The sequence below is a fragment of the Agrobacterium sp. GD03872 genome (genome assembly GCF_029840625.1).
Lineage (GTDB): Bacteria > Pseudomonadota > Alphaproteobacteria > Rhizobiales > Rhizobiaceae > Agrobacterium > Agrobacterium fabrum_A.
Window position 1 is genome coordinate 517416 of sequence record NZ_JAOCCY010000001.1, and the last position, 15207, is coordinate 532622.

At 58.4% G+C, this 15207-nt stretch carries 27 protein-coding genes; 17 read left to right on the forward strand and 10 right to left on the reverse strand.

The window, feature by feature from the left end; all coding sequences use genetic code 11:
• Positions 1-138 precede the first annotated feature (138 nt).
• From N5D22_RS02420 to N5D22_RS02465, 10 genes are all read right to left on the reverse strand, one after another.
• On the reverse strand, positions 139-825 hold the full coding sequence (locus tag N5D22_RS02420) for a transcription termination/antitermination protein NusG (protein WP_182590471.1): 687 nt from the start codon (positions 823-825) through the stop codon (positions 139-141).
• Entirely contained in the window at positions 815-2083 is a 1269-nt protein-coding gene (locus N5D22_RS02425; RefSeq protein WP_279656043.1) for a helix-turn-helix domain-containing protein, read from the reverse strand. The genes N5D22_RS02420 and N5D22_RS02425 overlap by 11 nt, the downstream gene beginning before the upstream one ends.
• The gene (locus N5D22_RS02430) at positions 2083-2376 is read right to left on the reverse strand and encodes a hypothetical protein (RefSeq protein ID WP_279656042.1); all 294 of its coding nucleotides are present in this window, start codon (positions 2374-2376) and stop codon (positions 2083-2085) included. Before N5D22_RS02430 ends, N5D22_RS02425 begins: the two co-directional genes overlap by 1 nt.
• Complete coding sequence (locus tag N5D22_RS02435; protein WP_279656041.1) at positions 2373-3014, reverse strand: hypothetical protein; 642 nt, start codon at positions 3012-3014, stop codon at positions 2373-2375. Before N5D22_RS02435 ends, N5D22_RS02430 begins: the two co-directional genes overlap by 4 nt.
• Entirely contained in the window at positions 3011-3562 is a 552-nt protein-coding gene (locus N5D22_RS02440) for a hypothetical protein (RefSeq protein WP_279656040.1), read from the reverse strand. The genes N5D22_RS02435 and N5D22_RS02440 overlap by 4 nt, the downstream gene beginning before the upstream one ends.
• Before the next feature lie 3 nt (positions 3563-3565).
• Complete coding sequence (locus tag N5D22_RS02445) at positions 3566-3724, reverse strand: hypothetical protein (RefSeq protein ID WP_279656039.1); 159 nt, start codon at positions 3722-3724, stop codon at positions 3566-3568.
• Positions 3721-5106 carry an SAM-dependent methyltransferase gene (locus N5D22_RS02450; RefSeq protein ID WP_279656038.1) on the reverse strand — a complete coding sequence of 462 codons (1386 nt, stop codon included), beginning with the start codon at positions 5104-5106 and terminating at the stop codon, positions 3721-3723. The genes N5D22_RS02445 and N5D22_RS02450 overlap by 4 nt, the downstream gene beginning before the upstream one ends.
• A complete protein-coding gene (locus N5D22_RS02455) occupies positions 5106-5357 on the reverse strand; it encodes a hypothetical protein (protein ID WP_279656037.1) in 252 nt (83 codons plus the stop codon). Before N5D22_RS02455 ends, N5D22_RS02450 begins: the two co-directional genes overlap by 1 nt.
• Entirely contained in the window at positions 5354-5851 is a 498-nt protein-coding gene (locus tag N5D22_RS02460; protein WP_078053412.1) for a hypothetical protein, read from the reverse strand. The genes N5D22_RS02455 and N5D22_RS02460 overlap by 4 nt, the downstream gene beginning before the upstream one ends.
• Positions 5852-6060: 209 nt before the next feature.
• The gene (locus tag N5D22_RS02465; protein ID WP_279656036.1) at positions 6061-6321 is read right to left on the reverse strand and encodes a hypothetical protein; all 261 of its coding nucleotides are present in this window, start codon (positions 6319-6321) and stop codon (positions 6061-6063) included.
• Between the two features lie 26 nt (positions 6322-6347).
• On the opposite strand from N5D22_RS02465, the gene N5D22_RS02470 reads away from it, so the two are divergent.
• From N5D22_RS02470 to N5D22_RS02550, 17 genes are all read left to right on the forward strand, one after another.
• Positions 6348-7079 (forward strand): LexA family transcriptional regulator, encoded by a 732-nt coding sequence (locus tag N5D22_RS02470; RefSeq protein WP_279656035.1) that lies wholly within the window; start codon positions 6348-6350, stop codon positions 7077-7079.
• Between the two features lie 242 nt (positions 7080-7321).
• The gene (locus tag N5D22_RS02475; RefSeq protein WP_112967344.1) at positions 7322-7744 is read left to right on the forward strand and encodes a tellurite resistance TerB family protein; all 423 of its coding nucleotides are present in this window, start codon (positions 7322-7324) and stop codon (positions 7742-7744) included.
• Between the two features lie 2 nt (positions 7745-7746).
• Positions 7747-7893, forward strand: coding sequence for a hypothetical protein (locus tag N5D22_RS02480; protein ID WP_155276033.1), 147 nt, complete (start codon positions 7747-7749; stop codon positions 7891-7893).
• Between the two features lie 60 nt (positions 7894-7953).
• The gene (locus N5D22_RS02485) at positions 7954-8145 is read left to right on the forward strand and encodes a hypothetical protein (RefSeq protein ID WP_279656034.1); all 192 of its coding nucleotides are present in this window, start codon (positions 7954-7956) and stop codon (positions 8143-8145) included.
• A 55-nt stretch (positions 8146-8200) separates the two neighbouring features.
• Complete coding sequence (locus tag N5D22_RS02490; protein ID WP_279656033.1) at positions 8201-8473, forward strand: hypothetical protein; 273 nt, start codon at positions 8201-8203, stop codon at positions 8471-8473.
• A 60-nt stretch (positions 8474-8533) separates the two neighbouring features.
• On the forward strand, positions 8534-8716 hold the full coding sequence (locus N5D22_RS02495; RefSeq protein WP_279656032.1) for a hypothetical protein: 183 nt from the start codon (positions 8534-8536) through the stop codon (positions 8714-8716).
• Positions 8717-8746: 30 nt separating this feature from the next.
• The gene (locus N5D22_RS02500; RefSeq protein WP_037089328.1) at positions 8747-9079 is read left to right on the forward strand and encodes a hypothetical protein; all 333 of its coding nucleotides are present in this window, start codon (positions 8747-8749) and stop codon (positions 9077-9079) included.
• 59 nt (positions 9080-9138) lie between these two features.
• Entirely contained in the window at positions 9139-10044 is a 906-nt protein-coding gene (locus tag N5D22_RS02505) for a DUF2303 family protein (protein WP_279656031.1), read from the forward strand.
• 59 nt (positions 10045-10103) lie between these two features.
• A complete protein-coding gene (locus N5D22_RS02510) occupies positions 10104-11096 on the forward strand; it encodes a phage Gp37/Gp68 family protein (protein WP_279656030.1) in 993 nt (330 codons plus the stop codon).
• The gene (locus N5D22_RS02515) at positions 11093-11542 is read left to right on the forward strand and encodes an ASCH domain-containing protein (RefSeq protein ID WP_279656029.1); all 450 of its coding nucleotides are present in this window, start codon (positions 11093-11095) and stop codon (positions 11540-11542) included. The genes N5D22_RS02510 and N5D22_RS02515 overlap by 4 nt, the downstream gene beginning before the upstream one ends.
• Positions 11539-12024, forward strand: coding sequence for a hypothetical protein (locus tag N5D22_RS02520; RefSeq protein WP_279656028.1), 486 nt, complete (start codon positions 11539-11541; stop codon positions 12022-12024). Before N5D22_RS02515 ends, N5D22_RS02520 begins: the two co-directional genes overlap by 4 nt.
• A complete protein-coding gene (locus tag N5D22_RS02525) occupies positions 12021-12569 on the forward strand; it encodes a hypothetical protein (protein ID WP_279656027.1) in 549 nt (182 codons plus the stop codon). The genes N5D22_RS02520 and N5D22_RS02525 overlap by 4 nt, the downstream gene beginning before the upstream one ends.
• Positions 12562-12777: a hypothetical protein gene (locus N5D22_RS02530; protein WP_279656026.1), complete on the forward strand. Its 216-nt coding sequence runs from the start codon at positions 12562-12564 to the stop codon at positions 12775-12777. Before N5D22_RS02525 ends, N5D22_RS02530 begins: the two co-directional genes overlap by 8 nt.
• Positions 12774-13298: a hypothetical protein gene (locus N5D22_RS02535; protein WP_279656025.1), complete on the forward strand. Its 525-nt coding sequence runs from the start codon at positions 12774-12776 to the stop codon at positions 13296-13298. Before N5D22_RS02530 ends, N5D22_RS02535 begins: the two co-directional genes overlap by 4 nt.
• On the forward strand, positions 13295-13549 hold the full coding sequence (locus tag N5D22_RS02540; RefSeq protein ID WP_279656024.1) for a hypothetical protein: 255 nt from the start codon (positions 13295-13297) through the stop codon (positions 13547-13549). Before N5D22_RS02535 ends, N5D22_RS02540 begins: the two co-directional genes overlap by 4 nt.
• On the forward strand, positions 13546-13800 hold the full coding sequence (locus N5D22_RS02545; RefSeq protein ID WP_279656023.1) for a hypothetical protein: 255 nt from the start codon (positions 13546-13548) through the stop codon (positions 13798-13800). The genes N5D22_RS02540 and N5D22_RS02545 overlap by 4 nt, the downstream gene beginning before the upstream one ends.
• Positions 13801-14889: a tyrosine-type recombinase/integrase gene (locus N5D22_RS02550; RefSeq protein WP_112967354.1), complete on the forward strand. Its 1089-nt coding sequence runs from the start codon at positions 13801-13803 to the stop codon at positions 14887-14889.
• The last annotated feature ends 318 nt before the right edge of the window (positions 14890-15207 follow it).

Genomic DNA, 15207 nt, shown 5'->3' on the forward strand with positions numbered 1-15207 from the left:
GCCTTGAATCGGTCTCTCTGGCGAGAGGGTCAAGGCAGGGTCTACCCGGCATATCCGCGTGGGAGGCTTTAACTCCACTCGCCGGTCGAGACCGACGCGCTTGCACAGGATCAGCAGATCATCCTGCGCTATGCATAGTCACAACTTTTCGAGCAATGCAAGAGAGGTTTCGACAGGCGTAACAGCACCAAACATCTCTACGACGATGATAGCGCCGCTCGCGATACGTTCGCCGTCAACCACCTTATCCTTGCGCAGTTTGGTTACATGGCCAGTGAAACCCGCAAACGGCCCACTGTTGAAACGAACGCCGTCGCCCCGCCGAAAGCTCTTGCAGTGCTCCAAATCAAGGTCAAGCTCCTGAGTACCGAAGAGCTTGAATCGATTCATTTCCTCGTCTGATACACGATGCGGCGTGATCATGCCGCCGACGAAGCCAGCCACACCTTCCAGCCGGGCAATCCCGCAAACTGCGGCGGGAGAATACACGATGTTGACCAGCACATAACCGGGCATCATCGGGCGAGAAACATCATGGATAACCCGACCACGAACGACCTGTTTACCGCCGTTCTCCATAGGCAAAAAAGTTTTCACCCCGGCTTTGCTAAGGGCGTCTTCAACAGCTTTTTCCGCCTTATGTTTCGTCTCCACCACGAACCATTCGTGTTTCCCCGGCTGATTCTCTGCCGCCATGGAAAGCATGGTGACGTTGAGTCGCTTCGTGTTCTGCATCTGGTCGAACAGAGACGCAAAGCGCGACAGGTCATAAAGCTCCGGGTTGACCGGCTTGCTGGCGGCATAAATCTTCACGTTATGCATCATTGGTGCGTCCCTCGCTGATGGTGGAAAGAAATTTGGAAAGCGCGGCATCAACTGCCGCTTCGAGATCGTCAGCCCCGTCATCGACCGGGGGGAAGTAGACCCATTCGGGCGGATGCTCGATAAAGGGCCAGCCGTTGCGTTCATGCAGGTGCTTCCAAGCTGCGAACAGATCGGTGTCGCGGTGCACCTGCCGGAAGTCCTGCACCAAGGGGAGAAGCGAGAGCGAAGTGTTGAAAGGCTCGCGGCGACGGGCGAGGTCGCGCATGGTGTTGACGAGTGGCCAGCCATTGTCACGGCGCTTTTCGAACATAAGCTGTTCGCGGGAAATCATGCCCTTGGCGATACGGGTTTCGTCAAAGCTGGTCACATACAGCAGGCCGGTCGGTTCTTTCGACAACGCCTCGAAGCGCGTTCCCATCCAGAGCTTGCCGCAGACCTTGGCAATGCCATGGGCGTTGATCGGCTCAGCAAGAACATGCTCCGGCAGGTCGCGCCAGTGACGGTTTTTGAGGTAGACCGCTGCGGCCATCAGGTCGGCAGGCTTGGCCCAACGAAGATAGGCGGGCGTCCGCTCCACGCACTCGGTCCGATCTTCCGGGGAAAGAGCGAACCACGCGTTGCGGGCATATTCGATATCGCCCTTTTTCCACGTCGCGAACCACAGCGTGAAAGCATGCTCTATCTTTTTTCGATCAACCTTTTTCAAAACTCCCTCTTCCGCGCCAGCGGCTGGAGAGTTTTCTGGAATGTTAGTTGGAAGATTCTTATCTTGGTGGAACTCCTCCACCACCTTCCGGTCGTCATTTCCACCACCTTCGGGAACGATTTCCACCGCCTTGGCGACGGAACGCGGTGGAACTGTTCCACCACCTTGGGAGGCGCATGCGTCGTCGGAACGTGGTGGAGGATTTCCACCACCTTCGCTGTCTTCGTTACTGGCTGCATTGCCGGAAAGGTCGCGTCCCGGCCACCGCGCAACATATTCGTTCCGCTTCCATTTCTGGCCGCGAAAACCGTGTTGCGTTACGACAATCCAACCGCTCTCTTCGGCGATTTCGAGGTGTTTCAGGACGGTTTTCTTGTCGAGGCCCGTCAGGTCCACCAGTTCCGAAATCGGCGGATAGCAGGAACCGCCGGTCGCATCCATTTTCAGGCCAAGCGTATGCAGCACGAGGCGCGTGATAGGCGGCAGGCCGGATTTACCGACCGCGTGACGCCAAGACCATGCGCGCGACATTGCGCCGTGATCCGGTTCCATCACTGTGCACCGCCTTTCCGCACCACGTCGCGCAGGAAAGAGCGCACAGCGTGGACGCCGAGAACGACCGTATGCGGCAATCCGCCGTCCGGCAGGCGCGTGGCGATGATAGCTGCGAATTCCACATCCAGCGCGTCAACGCCGAGCGTAAAATGCGCTTCCTGCAAGACACGGCGGATTGTGGTGTGGTCGCGGTAAATGACGCCTTGCGGGGCGCGCAAAAGCCAGTCCGCGCGCGCCGCGTCCGTCTGGCAGTCCGCCAGAATTTCAACGATGGGCATAAGGTCGGTCATCGGCTGATTTCCCGCTCTACCTTGCGCGCCAGCGCGCGGTAGCTGTCCATCGCCTTGCAAAGATCACCATGCGCCCGGCGCTGGTCAGCAGCGGCCTTTTCGGCGCGCGCGGTCGCTTCCTCGCAGGCGAGGAACGCACCTTCCACCAACTTTGTCTCTTTCAGGAACTCATCATAAAGCGGGTTCGAGCCTGCCGGGCCGAAGAACTGGTCGCGGACTTGCGCCACCCAATCACGGGGCACGCCCAAATCCTTCGCCACGGCAGAATCCGTCCAGGGGGATTTGTAGGCGTCCTTGGCGTAAACCTCATCCAGCTTGTCGTTGATAATGCGCCGGTCCTCGCGGCTCATTTCACGCGGCTTGTCTGCAATCGTCGCTACCGTCTCCACCATGGCTTTTTGTCCTTTACGCTTGGCCGGGGCGGCGTGGATCGGGCAGAAATCCTTGCGCGGATTGCTGCCGACCACCCATCCCTTGTTCTGGAAATGTTGTGTTGCCGCGATTGGCGGCTTGCGGTTGACCCCGGTTTGATGCGGGAAATAGGCGACAGCACCGCAGCAGGCGCATGTGATCTGCATGGCCTTCGTGGACTTGTCGCCGTAGGGGATGGAAACTTCTGGAAAGATGCGGTCGCTCACCGGGAATCCCCTCTCTTCCACGCTTCGAAGTCCTTCCGAAAATGAAGGAAGGCCGCTTGCGCGCGTGGGTCGTTGTCGATTTCTTTTTTGCTGGAAATGGCGAGGATGCTTTTCAACCGGGTGTCCGCCTGCGCCTTGTCGCGCACCGGCCCGCCCGCGCCCTTGATTTCAAGGAAGCGCTGGAAGGTGCGGTCGGAAAGCAGCATTGCGGCCTGCGCCGCGTACTTTTTCCGCAGGGCGGCGGCTTGCTGCGCCTCCACCTGCTTTTTCAGGTTCCGAACGGCATCAGATGCCCGACCAATAAGGCCCAAAAGGAAGGCGAGGTTTTCCGCCGCCCCGCAAATCAGGTCGCGTTCGTCCGGCAGGGCGTCGGCATGCAACGTGCAGATAAGCGCCTCGTCACCCGTCGAACGGCGGGCGATGACGGCGATGTTGTTTCCGCGCGGCTCGAATGCCCATACATCACCGTCCATGCGCGCCGAAAGGTAGCGCAGGCGATCAACGGCTTTTAGCTCGCGAGCGCGGGCAGGATCGACAAGCTTGTTCATCGTTCAGCCCGCCATCATCGCCAGATACATCATGCTCGCACCGAGTGCGCCAACGGCGAAGCAGATCGACCCACTGACCAAATCAAGGGGGCATTCGTTGAACCGGACGCCAGCGCAAAGGCAGGTCAGCAAACCGCATACGAAAAAAGCGACAGTCATCATGCGACCTCGCTTTCCGCCGTCTCGGCAACTTCCTTTGGCTGGAAATCCTTCCAGTCCACGCGGCGGACAATGGTGGCGCTGCCATAGTTTCCGGCCTCGTCACGTTCCCAAACAAACCACGCCGTGTTCATGCGGCTGCTGGCCTTGTTTCCGTCCCATCCGTCGCGGTGCATCATCGGAAGGCGGCGCTTGAAGACGTAGACACGCGCAGGCGGGCAATCGTCCATGACGAAATTGCGGTCATCGTCCGCGAAGCCGCAAAGGAAATTCAGATTGAGCAAAAGCGCCATTTTGCGCGGCTTGTAGACGCGGAGGGCGTAGGCCACGAAGGCATTGAGTATATCGCCGTAAGGCGGATTGGTGACGATATCGTATGAGCCGGCTTCCGGCGGCTGCGAGGTCAAGAAGTCCTGCACCGCCTGCAATTCGCCGTTGCTGTCCGCCGTGCCGTAGTCGTTGATATCGGCCAGCACCACGGCGTAATGAAACGCTTCCAGCATACGCGATATCGCGCCGCGCCCGCAGGCTGGTTCAAAGACGCATGCGGTGAATTCTTCCAGCGCCAGCAGCGTGAACATCGCTTCGGGCGGCGTCTCGTAGAGGTTCGCTCCGCGCTCTTCCTTCGTTGCGCTGGCCGTGCCGACCGCCGCGCGAAGATTTGCCTTCGTCGGCTCCAACCCGGCAGCAAGCCGCGCCTGAATCGCCCGTTCGACGATGCCGGGTTCACGATGTTCCGCCGCAGCAAGCTTGCGGGCTTCGTGGATTTCCTTGCGAGAAAGTCCGGTATCGACCGCCGTTAACCCGTTTCCATCTGAAACGGGTTTTGGCCTGCCGCCCTTGGAAACTTCGCCCGCCGCCTGCGCCTCGTCCCATTTGTCGGCAATGAGGATTTTTGCGCGGGCTTCGATCAAGAGCGCGTCGGCCTGCATACGCCGAGCCTTTGCGACCAGCTTTTCGGTTGCCCCGATCTGTTCGGCGAACTGCGCGGCGGTCTTGGCCTGATTATAGGCGACAGACGCGACGATGCGGGCGTTCATTACGTCGCCTTCATTCAGCAGCGCCCGTGCCCGTTCCACCGTAGCGACCAGACCAGAAGCATCCGCGACCGGCACCACGGCAGTTTCCGTTTTGCGCTCCGGCATGTCGCCCGGTTCCGCAATGCCTTCCAGCATCGCCAGCATTTCGCGGGCGCGGTCGGTGGGGTAATAGGTCCTGCCGTCCTTCTTATCCCGCGTCAGGTAACCGTTGCTGACGGACTTGTTCGCGCTGATGCCCTGCTGCTGCGATTCGACTGTCACCATACCATCGCGAACCGCGTTGGTGATGATCGCAAGAGCGTTCGGGCCGGGCTTGGGGAGCTTGACTTGCTTGTAAGGGGCCATCAGTGCGACCTCATCAAACGATCAAGGTACGCCTGCCCCAAGCCGGTAAGCTTCGCAGTCTCTCCATCGGCGGTAATGTGCAGATAGCCGCAGCTGCGGCATTCTTCGGCGACGATATGGTAAGCGAGGCCAAGGGCGGACAAATCCAACTTGCCGCCCTCGCATTTCACATGCCGCAAAAAGCCCCTTGCACGTTCGGACAAGGGGCGTTTCATCAGTTCGCTAATAGCCGGATCGGTCTGGCGCTTCATTCCGCACCCCCGACGACGCTAAGCCCGACCTTGTGACCGCCCTTGGCTTTCACACTGGCGAGCGCCTTGCGAAACGCGGCCAGACCGGCTTCCAGTTCCGCCGCGTCACGGTCCATTTTGGTCGCTTCGGCTGGCGTCACCACCATGTCGGCAATCGCAACCGCGCCGCCGGAAATCAGATCGCCAGCCTTGCGGACCATTTCGGAATAGGTGACGACGACGCATTGTTCGGCAGCGCGCTCATTTTCCGGGTCGGCCAGCCGCCGCCCGTTAAGTTCGGCCATCGCAGAGGTGACAACCGGCACGCCGCATTCGCTTTCAAGCGCGTAGACGGCATGCAGCGGCATCAATTCCGGGTCGGTCGCGTTGTTCATGCGCCCGATGTGGCTTTTCGAAATAGAGGAAATTTCCGCCGCTCGCTCAATACCGCCTACGAGGCGGATAAGGTCACGTTGCGCGGCTTTGATACGGTGAAACCATGCATTTGAAATCATGAGACAATACCTTTCCCGCGCCGGGAAAATCCCGGCGTTTTTCCCGTGGTGGGAATTGATTGGAGATGAGAGTTTCAGGGCGTCAGGAAGTTATGGAGGCCCACATGCAAAACGAGAGTTGCCCGCGCCGGGCGAGAAGAAGGAAAGCGCACCGGCGCGGGTCGCAGCAGGCCGGGAGGATTGGCCGCGCGAATGGGAAACGAGGCCAATCATTCTGCGGCCTCACGAAAAACAGAGCGCTCCGCATCGTCGAGCCAGTCCATCACCTTTTGATAGGTGCGGATGTTGAAGCTCAAGCCAGACTGCACACGCGAGAGAAACTTGCTATCGCCGACCGAAGCGACACCGATTGCGGAAAAGCTGGTCTTCGCAGCCTTCGCATATGCGGTGGCGCGTTCAATCAGACAGTTCCGAATATCGGTTTCGGTGATGAGAGGACGATTTTGCATAAACCCATATTCGGGATTCATCCCGAATTGTCAAGGGACGCTTCCCGATGGACGTGAATATCCACCCCGTGCAAGAAGTAGCCATGGAAACATCGCTGCAAAAACGCCTTAGAATCCGCATGGATATCCTAGGCATTAACGCTTATGACGCCGCCAAGCGGGCGGGCTTGGGGGAAAGCTTTGTTCGCGATATCCTTCGCGGCAAGTCGCGCAACCCCACAGTCGAAAAGTTGGAAAAGCTGGCAACGGCGTTGAACACCACGGTTGATTGGTTCCTTGGCGACCCGGCAGCAGGGGCGATTCCTGATGCTCCTACGAGTACCGTCACCCACGCGGAGCTTAATGGCCTTATCGTGAAAGGGGATATCCAGGCAGGAACATGGCTGGATATGTCCATCGTAGACGACGATCCAGAGCAGAGAGAAGTGATACCGGTTGCTCGCGATCCGCGCTTTCCATATGCGAAACAATACGGTTTGCGGGTTAAAGGCGACTCGATGGATTTGGAATTTCCCGATGGAAGCTATGTGTCAGTCGTAGACTTTGCGGATAGTGGCCTGTCGATACGTGCGGGATTAATTGTCCACGTTGAGCGGCGAAGTGGTCATCTGGTAGAAGCAACACTGAAAGTTATTGACCACGCCAGCGATGGCGAAATGTTACTTGCGCCGAGAAGCAGCAATCCCAAACACCAGCCTCTTCGGCTGGACGGCGATGACGCCACAGAGATCGTCATTTGTGGAGTTGTGACGGGAAGCTATCGACGCTCCAACATCTGATTCGCACTAATCTCGCAAAAAGCCGCGTCATTTGCGGCTTTTTTTATGCGCGATTTCCGGGATTTATCCCGCTAAACATTCCTTTTCGGGATTTGTCCCTTGACTTCGGGATATGTCCCGAATACCGTCCGCTGCATCCCGACCGCTCAACCTCGTTGCGGCTCGGGCAGACTGCCGGGCGGCGCACCCTCGAAATGTGAACATGCCGCCCGGCTCCCTCAACGAAAGAAGGATGGAGCCTTATGCTTGCAATGTTCAAAAGCCTCGTCGGAGACAAGGCAAAGAAGTTTTCCGGCAAGACCGATTTTCTGGAAGCGGTTTGCGCCGCGTCCGCACTCGTCGCCACCGCTGACGGCGAGCTTGACGACAAGGAGCTTCTGGCCGCTGTCGCCGCCGTAAAGTCCAACGCCGCCCTTTCCGGCGCGTTCGATGCCCGAGCCATCGAAACCACGATGGACAAGATGTGCAGCCGCGCCGTGGGCCGCGTGGGCAAGGCCGGTCTCTTCAAGGAGATCGAAGACATCAAGGCCGATCACGACATGAGCGAAACCGTGCTTCTGGTCGCGCTGGACGTGGCAGACAGCGGTGGCATTTCCGACGACGAAAAAGCGGTCCTCGCAAAGATCGCGTCCACTGTCGGGCTTGATCTGGCCAAGTACCTCTAACCATGGCGACCGCGAAGAATATCGCCTTGGCGACGGCGGCGGGCCTTCTCGTCACCATGCAGGCCCTCTTCTTTTCCTTCGCCATGGACCTCGTTTCCAGCGTCCTGCTGGTCGCAATCGGCTTCGTCGCAGGCCGGTTGTCCCGCTGAAAAGCCCTCCCGAGCATGAGGCAAAAAGGCTCACACCCAACCCAATCAGGAGATACCGGAATGCGCATCAATACCGCGAATGACACCGAACTGACGCAGGCGATGGCGGATGCCATCCAGCGCGTAGGCGAAGGCTGCACGAAAGCCGACCTTCGCGAATGGTTCACCGCCGATGAAATCCACCGCTGCGGCGATGCTGCCATTGCCCGCTTTCATGACCTGCGCGTTCGCGATGCGCGTGCTGCGGCCTGATGCCGTTCGGCGATGGCCTCCGGGCCATCATCCAACAGCATCACCGGAGAAAGCCATGAATAAGGAACGCCGTAAGAATATCGCCGTCATCTCTTCTCAGTTGGACGAACTGCGCAACCGCATCGAGGATCTGAAAGATCAGGTCAACGTGCTGGCCGAAGAAGAGCAGGAATACTACGACAACATGCCGGAGAGCTTCCAGCAGGGCGAGAAAGGCCAGCAAGCCGAAGAAGCGCAGCGATTGCTAGAGGAAGGCGTGGGCTACCTCGAAGAAGCTTACGATAACATCACCAACACAATCGACAGTCTCTCTACTGCGACCGAGTGACTCCATCCGCTCCGGTTTCCGCCTCGCGCGGGGCGGTTTCTCGAACGGATGGAGACAGCCTTGATCCAAATTTCACCCATGATCCCGACAGCGCGCCAGCAGCAGGCAACGCCGCCCTATGGCCGGTTCTTTCTGGCCTGCGTTTGCGCCGTCCTCATTCTCGCCATCATCGGCGGCGCGGCGCTTTGCGCCACCAGCATCGCCGAGATCAAGCGCCACCACGCCGCCGCCGGGCGCGCGTGACCTTCCTCCAAACAACAAGGAACCATCCGCATGAAGAAAATACGCGATGCCTCCACCATCATTGGCATGCTGGAAAACGGCCAGCTTAACCCCGCCTTCTCCGCCGAGATCGGCCAGACGCTGGAGAAACTTTCGGACATGTCCGAAGCCAATCCCATGCAGTCTTTCAAGGGTTCAGTTACCCTGAAACTCTCCCTGTCCGTCAAGGACGGCATGGTGACGATTGCCGCCGACATGGAATCCAAAACCCCGAAGCTGCCGCGCAAGAACTCGGTCTTTTGGGTTGTCGAAGACGGCGCGCTTTCGACCGAGCATCCCCGCCAGCACGACATGTTTTCACCGCGCGAAGTCTCCGCAGGCTGATTTCCCAAACTTAGCAACCGCGTCCGGCCAATGACCGGCGCACCAACAGAGGAACCGAAATGGACCAACTCACCCACACCGCAGTCGCCGAGATCGCAAAGCTTGCGGCGCAGACCAACGCCGCGATTGTGCAGGTTCCGGCACCCGCCGACGCCAAGGGCATTCCTGCCGCCGTTCCGGCGCTGTTGGACCCTACCAGCGGCAAGCTGTCGGACGTGTCCGCGATCTTCGCGCCGTGGCGCACCCGCCCGGAGCGCAAGCATGGCACCGCCAATGTCGAAACGCTGGAGTCCTTCGTCCAGCTTGTCGAGCGCCACAAGACAGGCAACAGCGTGATTTTTGCGGTTACGGACTGGCGCAGCCCGGCCTTTACCGCCGTCATCGATTATCATGGCGGCGACCCGGACAACGGCAAGCACCGCGTGCACTATGCGTTTCCGCTTTCCGAAGAATGGAAAGCTTGGCAGGGCATCAATGGCAAAGCGCTGACGCAAAACGAGTTTGCGGAGTTTGTAGAAGACCATATTGCCGAACTCGCCGCGCCGGACTCGGATGAGGTGAAAGACCTCGAATTGCTGTTCCGGGCAAAGATCGCTTACCCAAATGAACTGGTAGTGCTTTCGCAGGGCTTGCAGATCAACGCTGAAACCCGCGTCAAGACCGCCGTGAAATTGCAGACCGGCGAAAGCCAGATCGTCTTTGAGGAAGACCACAAGAACGCAAACGGCGATCCGATCACCGTGCCGGGCGTATTCGTCCTCAATATCGCGCCGTTTTTCCAGGGTGAAAGCATCCGTTTGCCCGTGCGCCTGCGCTACCGCCTTCGCGAAGGCAAGCTTTCGTGGACGTGCATGCTTTACCGGCCCGATGTCCACATCACCAAGGCCGTTACCTTCGCCCTGTACGAAACCGCCGCAGAACTTGGCCTGCCGAAGTTCGCGGGCAAGCCGGAAATGTCGGCCTGATTTCACCCGGAGCGCGGGCGGTCGCCGCCCGCGTCCATCCAGCCAGAGAGAACCCAACCATGTCCGACAATACAAAAATCGAGTGGACCGACGCCACTTGGAACCCGATCACGGGTTGCGCTGTAGTCTCTCCGGGCTGCACAAACTGTTATGCAATGAAGCTCGCCGGAACCCGCCTGAAAAATCACAGGAGCCGGGAAGGACTTACGGTTGAAACGAAGTCCGGCCCCGTTTGGAACGGCAAGGTGCGTCTTAATGCGGAGTGGATGGAACAGCCGTTGCGCTGGAGCCGTCCGCGAATGATCTTCGTTTGCGCCCACGGAGACCTTTTTGCCGAAGGCGTGCCGGACGACTGGATTGACATGGTTTTCGCCGTCATGGCGAGCGCCCCGCAGCACACGTTTCAGGTCTTGACCAAGAGGCCGGAGCGGATGCGCGACTACTTGTTTGCGCGCCGACACCTGCCGTTTCCTAATATCTGGCTTGGCACATCCGCCGAAGATCAGCCCCGGTATTCCGCGCGCTGGCCATTCATGGAAGATATCGCAGAGCGTGGCTGGATGGTTTGGGTCTCTGCCGAACCGCTGTTAGGCCCGCTTGATCTGCTCGCTACGCCGCTTCGGAAAGTCGGCCCCGATGGCAAAGCACACCTTGCGCGCCCTCCTATGTGGGTTGTGGCAGGCGGAGAAAGCGGACCGGGCGCACGTCCGATGCACCCCGACTGGACACGCGCTTTGCGCGACCAGTGCCAAATCCATGGGATTCCGTTTCTGTTCAAGCAATGGGGCGCATGGAAGCCCGTCCCTTGGAAACTTGAGCGGACCGAAACCGAAACGGACGCGGAATATATCGAGCGGTCCGAAAAGGAATGCTCCACGCACGCGCTTTCCCGAACAGGATATTTGATCGAGCTTGATCACAAGCCATGGAGTTGGGCGCGCGTATTGCCGCAGCCGGACACCCACCATGCCGTTAAACTGGTAGGCAAGAAGGTGGCAGGCCGCGTGCTGGACGGCGTTGAACACAACGCATTCCCGGAGGGCCTTGCATGACGCCCGAACAGCATTCCGTTCTCGCCGCCCTGCCGCAACTGGCGCTGTCGGTCCGACAGCCGTGGGTTTACTGCATTTTCGAACTCGGCAAGCCTGTCGAGAACCGGACGTGGGCGACGAAGTATCGCGGCCCGGTCTGCATCCACGCCGCGAAGGGCATGACGGCGGAAGAGTGGTTTGACGGTCTGCACGTGGCCCGTGCCGCTCTACATCCCGAAGGTCAAACCGGGCTTATCTTTCCGGGCCGTAAAGACGAACGCCGCCTGCCGCGTGGCGGCATCGTCGGAACCGTCGAGATCGTGGATTGCGTCACGCGCCACGAAAGCCCGTGGTTCTTCGGTCCCTACGGCTTCGTACTGGCAAACCCCAAACCCTGCGAATTCATCCCGGTCAAAGGCGCACTTGGCTTTTTTGACTGGCGGAAAAACCTTGAGGTGACCCCATGACAGATATCATCAAAGCAGCGAAGAAGCTCATTGATTGCGTCGAATTCGACATGAACGGCGCAGGCGGCAAGGGTGGCAACGGCGGCTTGCTGTCGGACACTACGTTGCGCGCCGCTCACGATCTGCGGGTTATCATCAGCCGCGAGGCATATAGCCCTGCCGTGCAGGCCATTGCCGCCGAACGTCGCCGCCAGATCGAAAAGGAAGGATGGCTTCCAGAGCACGACGACACGCACGTAAATGGCGAACTGGCGCGGGCAGCAGCCGCTTACACCCTTGGAATTTACGCGGTTACCGGCGCTGTTCAGTCTGGCAAAAAATTTCTGCCATGGGCGAAAACACTCTGGCCTTGGGATTTGAAGTGGTGGAAGCCGAAAGACCGGGAACACGATCTGGTGAAGGCTGGCGCACTTATCGTTGCCGAACTTGAGCGGCTATACCGCGCAGCATTGTTCACTCCACGGAAAGGCGGTGCAGCATGAGCGCCGTGACGACCGAAGCTTCAAATGACCTTCGCAGCCGCATCGTCGCGGTACTTCGCGAAGATCGCGACGTGCGGAACATCGGTGCCTTAGCCGACCAATTGGAGGCCGCTATCCGTAGCGCCGAACCGGTGGCATGGCTCCGCCATGGCGAGGAAACACCCGTCCAGAATGTTCCATTTGGCGCGATGTGGATTAGCGACAAAAACGATCCGCGCGCTTTCCCGGTCTACGAATCCCCGAGACAGCCCGCGCCATCCGTGGACGTGACGGCTTTGGAGTGCGCGCGCACCGGCATTACAATCAGGCTAGGCATTTACGGTAGAGCATTCGACCTACCAGAAGAACGCAGGGCTTATACATTTGAGCATCAGCCCGGAAACAACGAAGCTCATAAGCTTGGGCGAGCTTGCTCTGGAATCCATTCCGGTGGAGATTGGATAGATCGGGGACTTTATCTTCTGCAAGCCCTCCAGCGCGAAGGATTTGGCGTCTACGAACTCCCCGCAGCACCTGCAAAGCAGGAGGGCGGCACCAATGGATAATCGTCGCTATGTTGTCGCGTATGGCGACCTTATGGAGCGAAGCGTTAGCCCCGCCCCCGAAAATGAGTCGGGCGACTTCCTCACCAAAGAGGAAGCGGCGCGGCGGATCGTTGTTGAAATGGACGGAGTAATCATCCTCGCCAAGCGCACCCGCAACCGCGCGATGCGCATCTTACGCGCCGAGAGAAAGAAAGGCGGTGCAGCATGAGTGAGGTGATCAGCCGCGCCCTTTTGGGCAAAATCGTAGACGAGGTTTTCGGCGGCGCTATTGAGGATGCCTCCGTCATCGCGGAAATCTATTCGGTCATCAAGCGGGAGGAATCCGCCCCGCTCACTGCGGACCCGGTGTGCTGCGGCAGGCCGGTTCATGTAGGATCGCCCGAAGCTTACACTTTGGAATGCTGCGAAAAGTTCATTGATCCTCCGCCAGCCTTGGCCGCGAAAGCTTTGGCCGATGAGATCAAGAAACTCGAAGTCAGCTATCATGTCGGTGAATGTATTGGGCTTGCGGATTGGGCGGCCTTTGAAGCTGGCATAGCGAAAGGGCTTGAAGCTGCCGCCGAAAAGGTGTCCGCGCGATCCGCACAGGTACAGGACGTGGCGATGGTCACGCGGGAAAGTGCGATTAAGGCCCTGAAACACCTCTACGCCCACAACGGGAGCGGTCGTTACACGGACGCAATCGCCATGCTCGCCGCAGCACCCGCAAAGCAGGAGGGCGGCGGATGAAAAAGCCGACCGCCGCCGACAAGGCGAACGTTCTTTCCTTCTGTTTCGTTGCGCTCACCGCATTCAGCGAAAACGCGCTATCACCGACCCAAAAACGGTGGGCGCGGGAGCGTGCCGAGAACTGCCTCTGGGCGCTTGGTATTCCCGAATACAAAACGGACGGGGCGACTTACACCGCTCGCGAGCTCGAAGAGATCATGACGACCCTTGACCTTGAAGCCACCAAGCTTTTGACGGAGGGTAAGCGATGACAGCCGCCGCCGAACCAAGACCGGCAAGCGCCTGCCCATTGCCGCCCGTTCTCGGGTTGAACCGCGAACAGGCGGCTGCCTATATCGGCGTTTCCAAATCCCTGTTTGACGAAATGGTGGCCGATGGCAGAATGCCGAAGCCGAAAAAGGCTAATAGCCGCACCATTTGGGACCGGCGGTCACTCGAAAGAGCTTTTGGCCGCTTGCCCGGAGGGGAGGGCGATGAAAACGAGGAGTGGGATTTCGCGTAAATGCCCAAGAAATTCGCCAAGAAATATGTAGTCGAAGATCGAACCGGGGGCAGTCTCCGGTTTTATTTTCGACGCAAAGGCCAACCGAAAATCCGGTTGCCGGGTCTGCCCGGCACCGATGAATTCAACGCGGCGTATTACGCGGCGTTGGAAGGCGTCCAGAAAGAGGAAACCGCCGGTCCGAAGATGGCCGGAAAGGGGACATTCCGCTGGCTATGCCAGCTTTATTTTCAGAGTGCGGAATATAAGCAACTGGACAGCAAGACCCGATATCGCCGCAAGCTGATTGTTGAGGCTATGTGGAAAGAGCCAATCAAGAAGGGCGATAAAAAGCTTTTTGAGGACGTGCCAGTTCCTGCATTCACGGCAAAAGCCGTTCGCGTCCTTCGGGACCGAAAGGCGGAGACGCCGGATGCCGCCAATAGCTGGCTTAAAGCGCTACGCGCGATATTCGCGTGGGCGACAATGCCCGCTGTGGAATTGTGTGCGGTTAATCCCGCCCGCGATATCCCCTACTTCAAAACCGGATCGGAAGGTTTTCATTCTTGGACTGAGGATGAGGTTGACCAGTTCATTGCGAAACATCCTATCGGGACGAAAGCTTACTTGGCTCTGATGCTGATGCTCTATACCAGCCAGCGCCGCAGCGATATCGTGCTGTTTGGAAAGCAGCATATGACAAAGGGCTGGCTCCGGTTCGTCCAAGAAAAAGACAAGAAGAGGAAGCCCCGCAGATTGGAAATGCCGCTTCATCCAAATCTGGTGAAGGCTATCGAGGCCGGGCCGTGCGGCGATTTGACCTTGCTTGTCACAGAGTTTGATAAGCCCTTCACGTCAAATGGCTTTGGCAACTGGTTTCGTAAACGATGCGATGAAGCCGACCTTAAACATTGTAGCGCCCACGGCTTGAGAAAAGCCGCCGCCGCACGGCTCGCAGATCGCGGCGCGACCGAACATCAGATTATGGCAATCACCGGTCATACAACATCGAAAGAGGTAATCCGCTATACCAAAGCGGCTCGCCAAAAAGTGCTCGCGAAGAGCGCAGTGAAGCTTATGGATCAAGCTGTAGACGACAGCGACAATTGACCAAAAGCAGAACAAAAGTGTCCAACTTTTCTATGTGGTGTGAACTACTTGGACATTTCGGGCCGGAAAACCTAAGAAAATCAATGTGATTTTTAGGTAATGGTACCCCAAGCCGGGATCGAACCAGCACTCCTTTCGGAACCGCATTTTGAGCGGCCCAAAGGACGATATTCTAAACACCGCCGATTGCAAGTAAAAGCGCGAAAACCTACTACGATCAATGATTTAGCTTGACCATCGTAGGCTTCAAACTTCTCCATACTTGCCGGCAATAGCCGGGAATCGTGCTCCTAGACACCCTCGCGCGACTCCTACGAC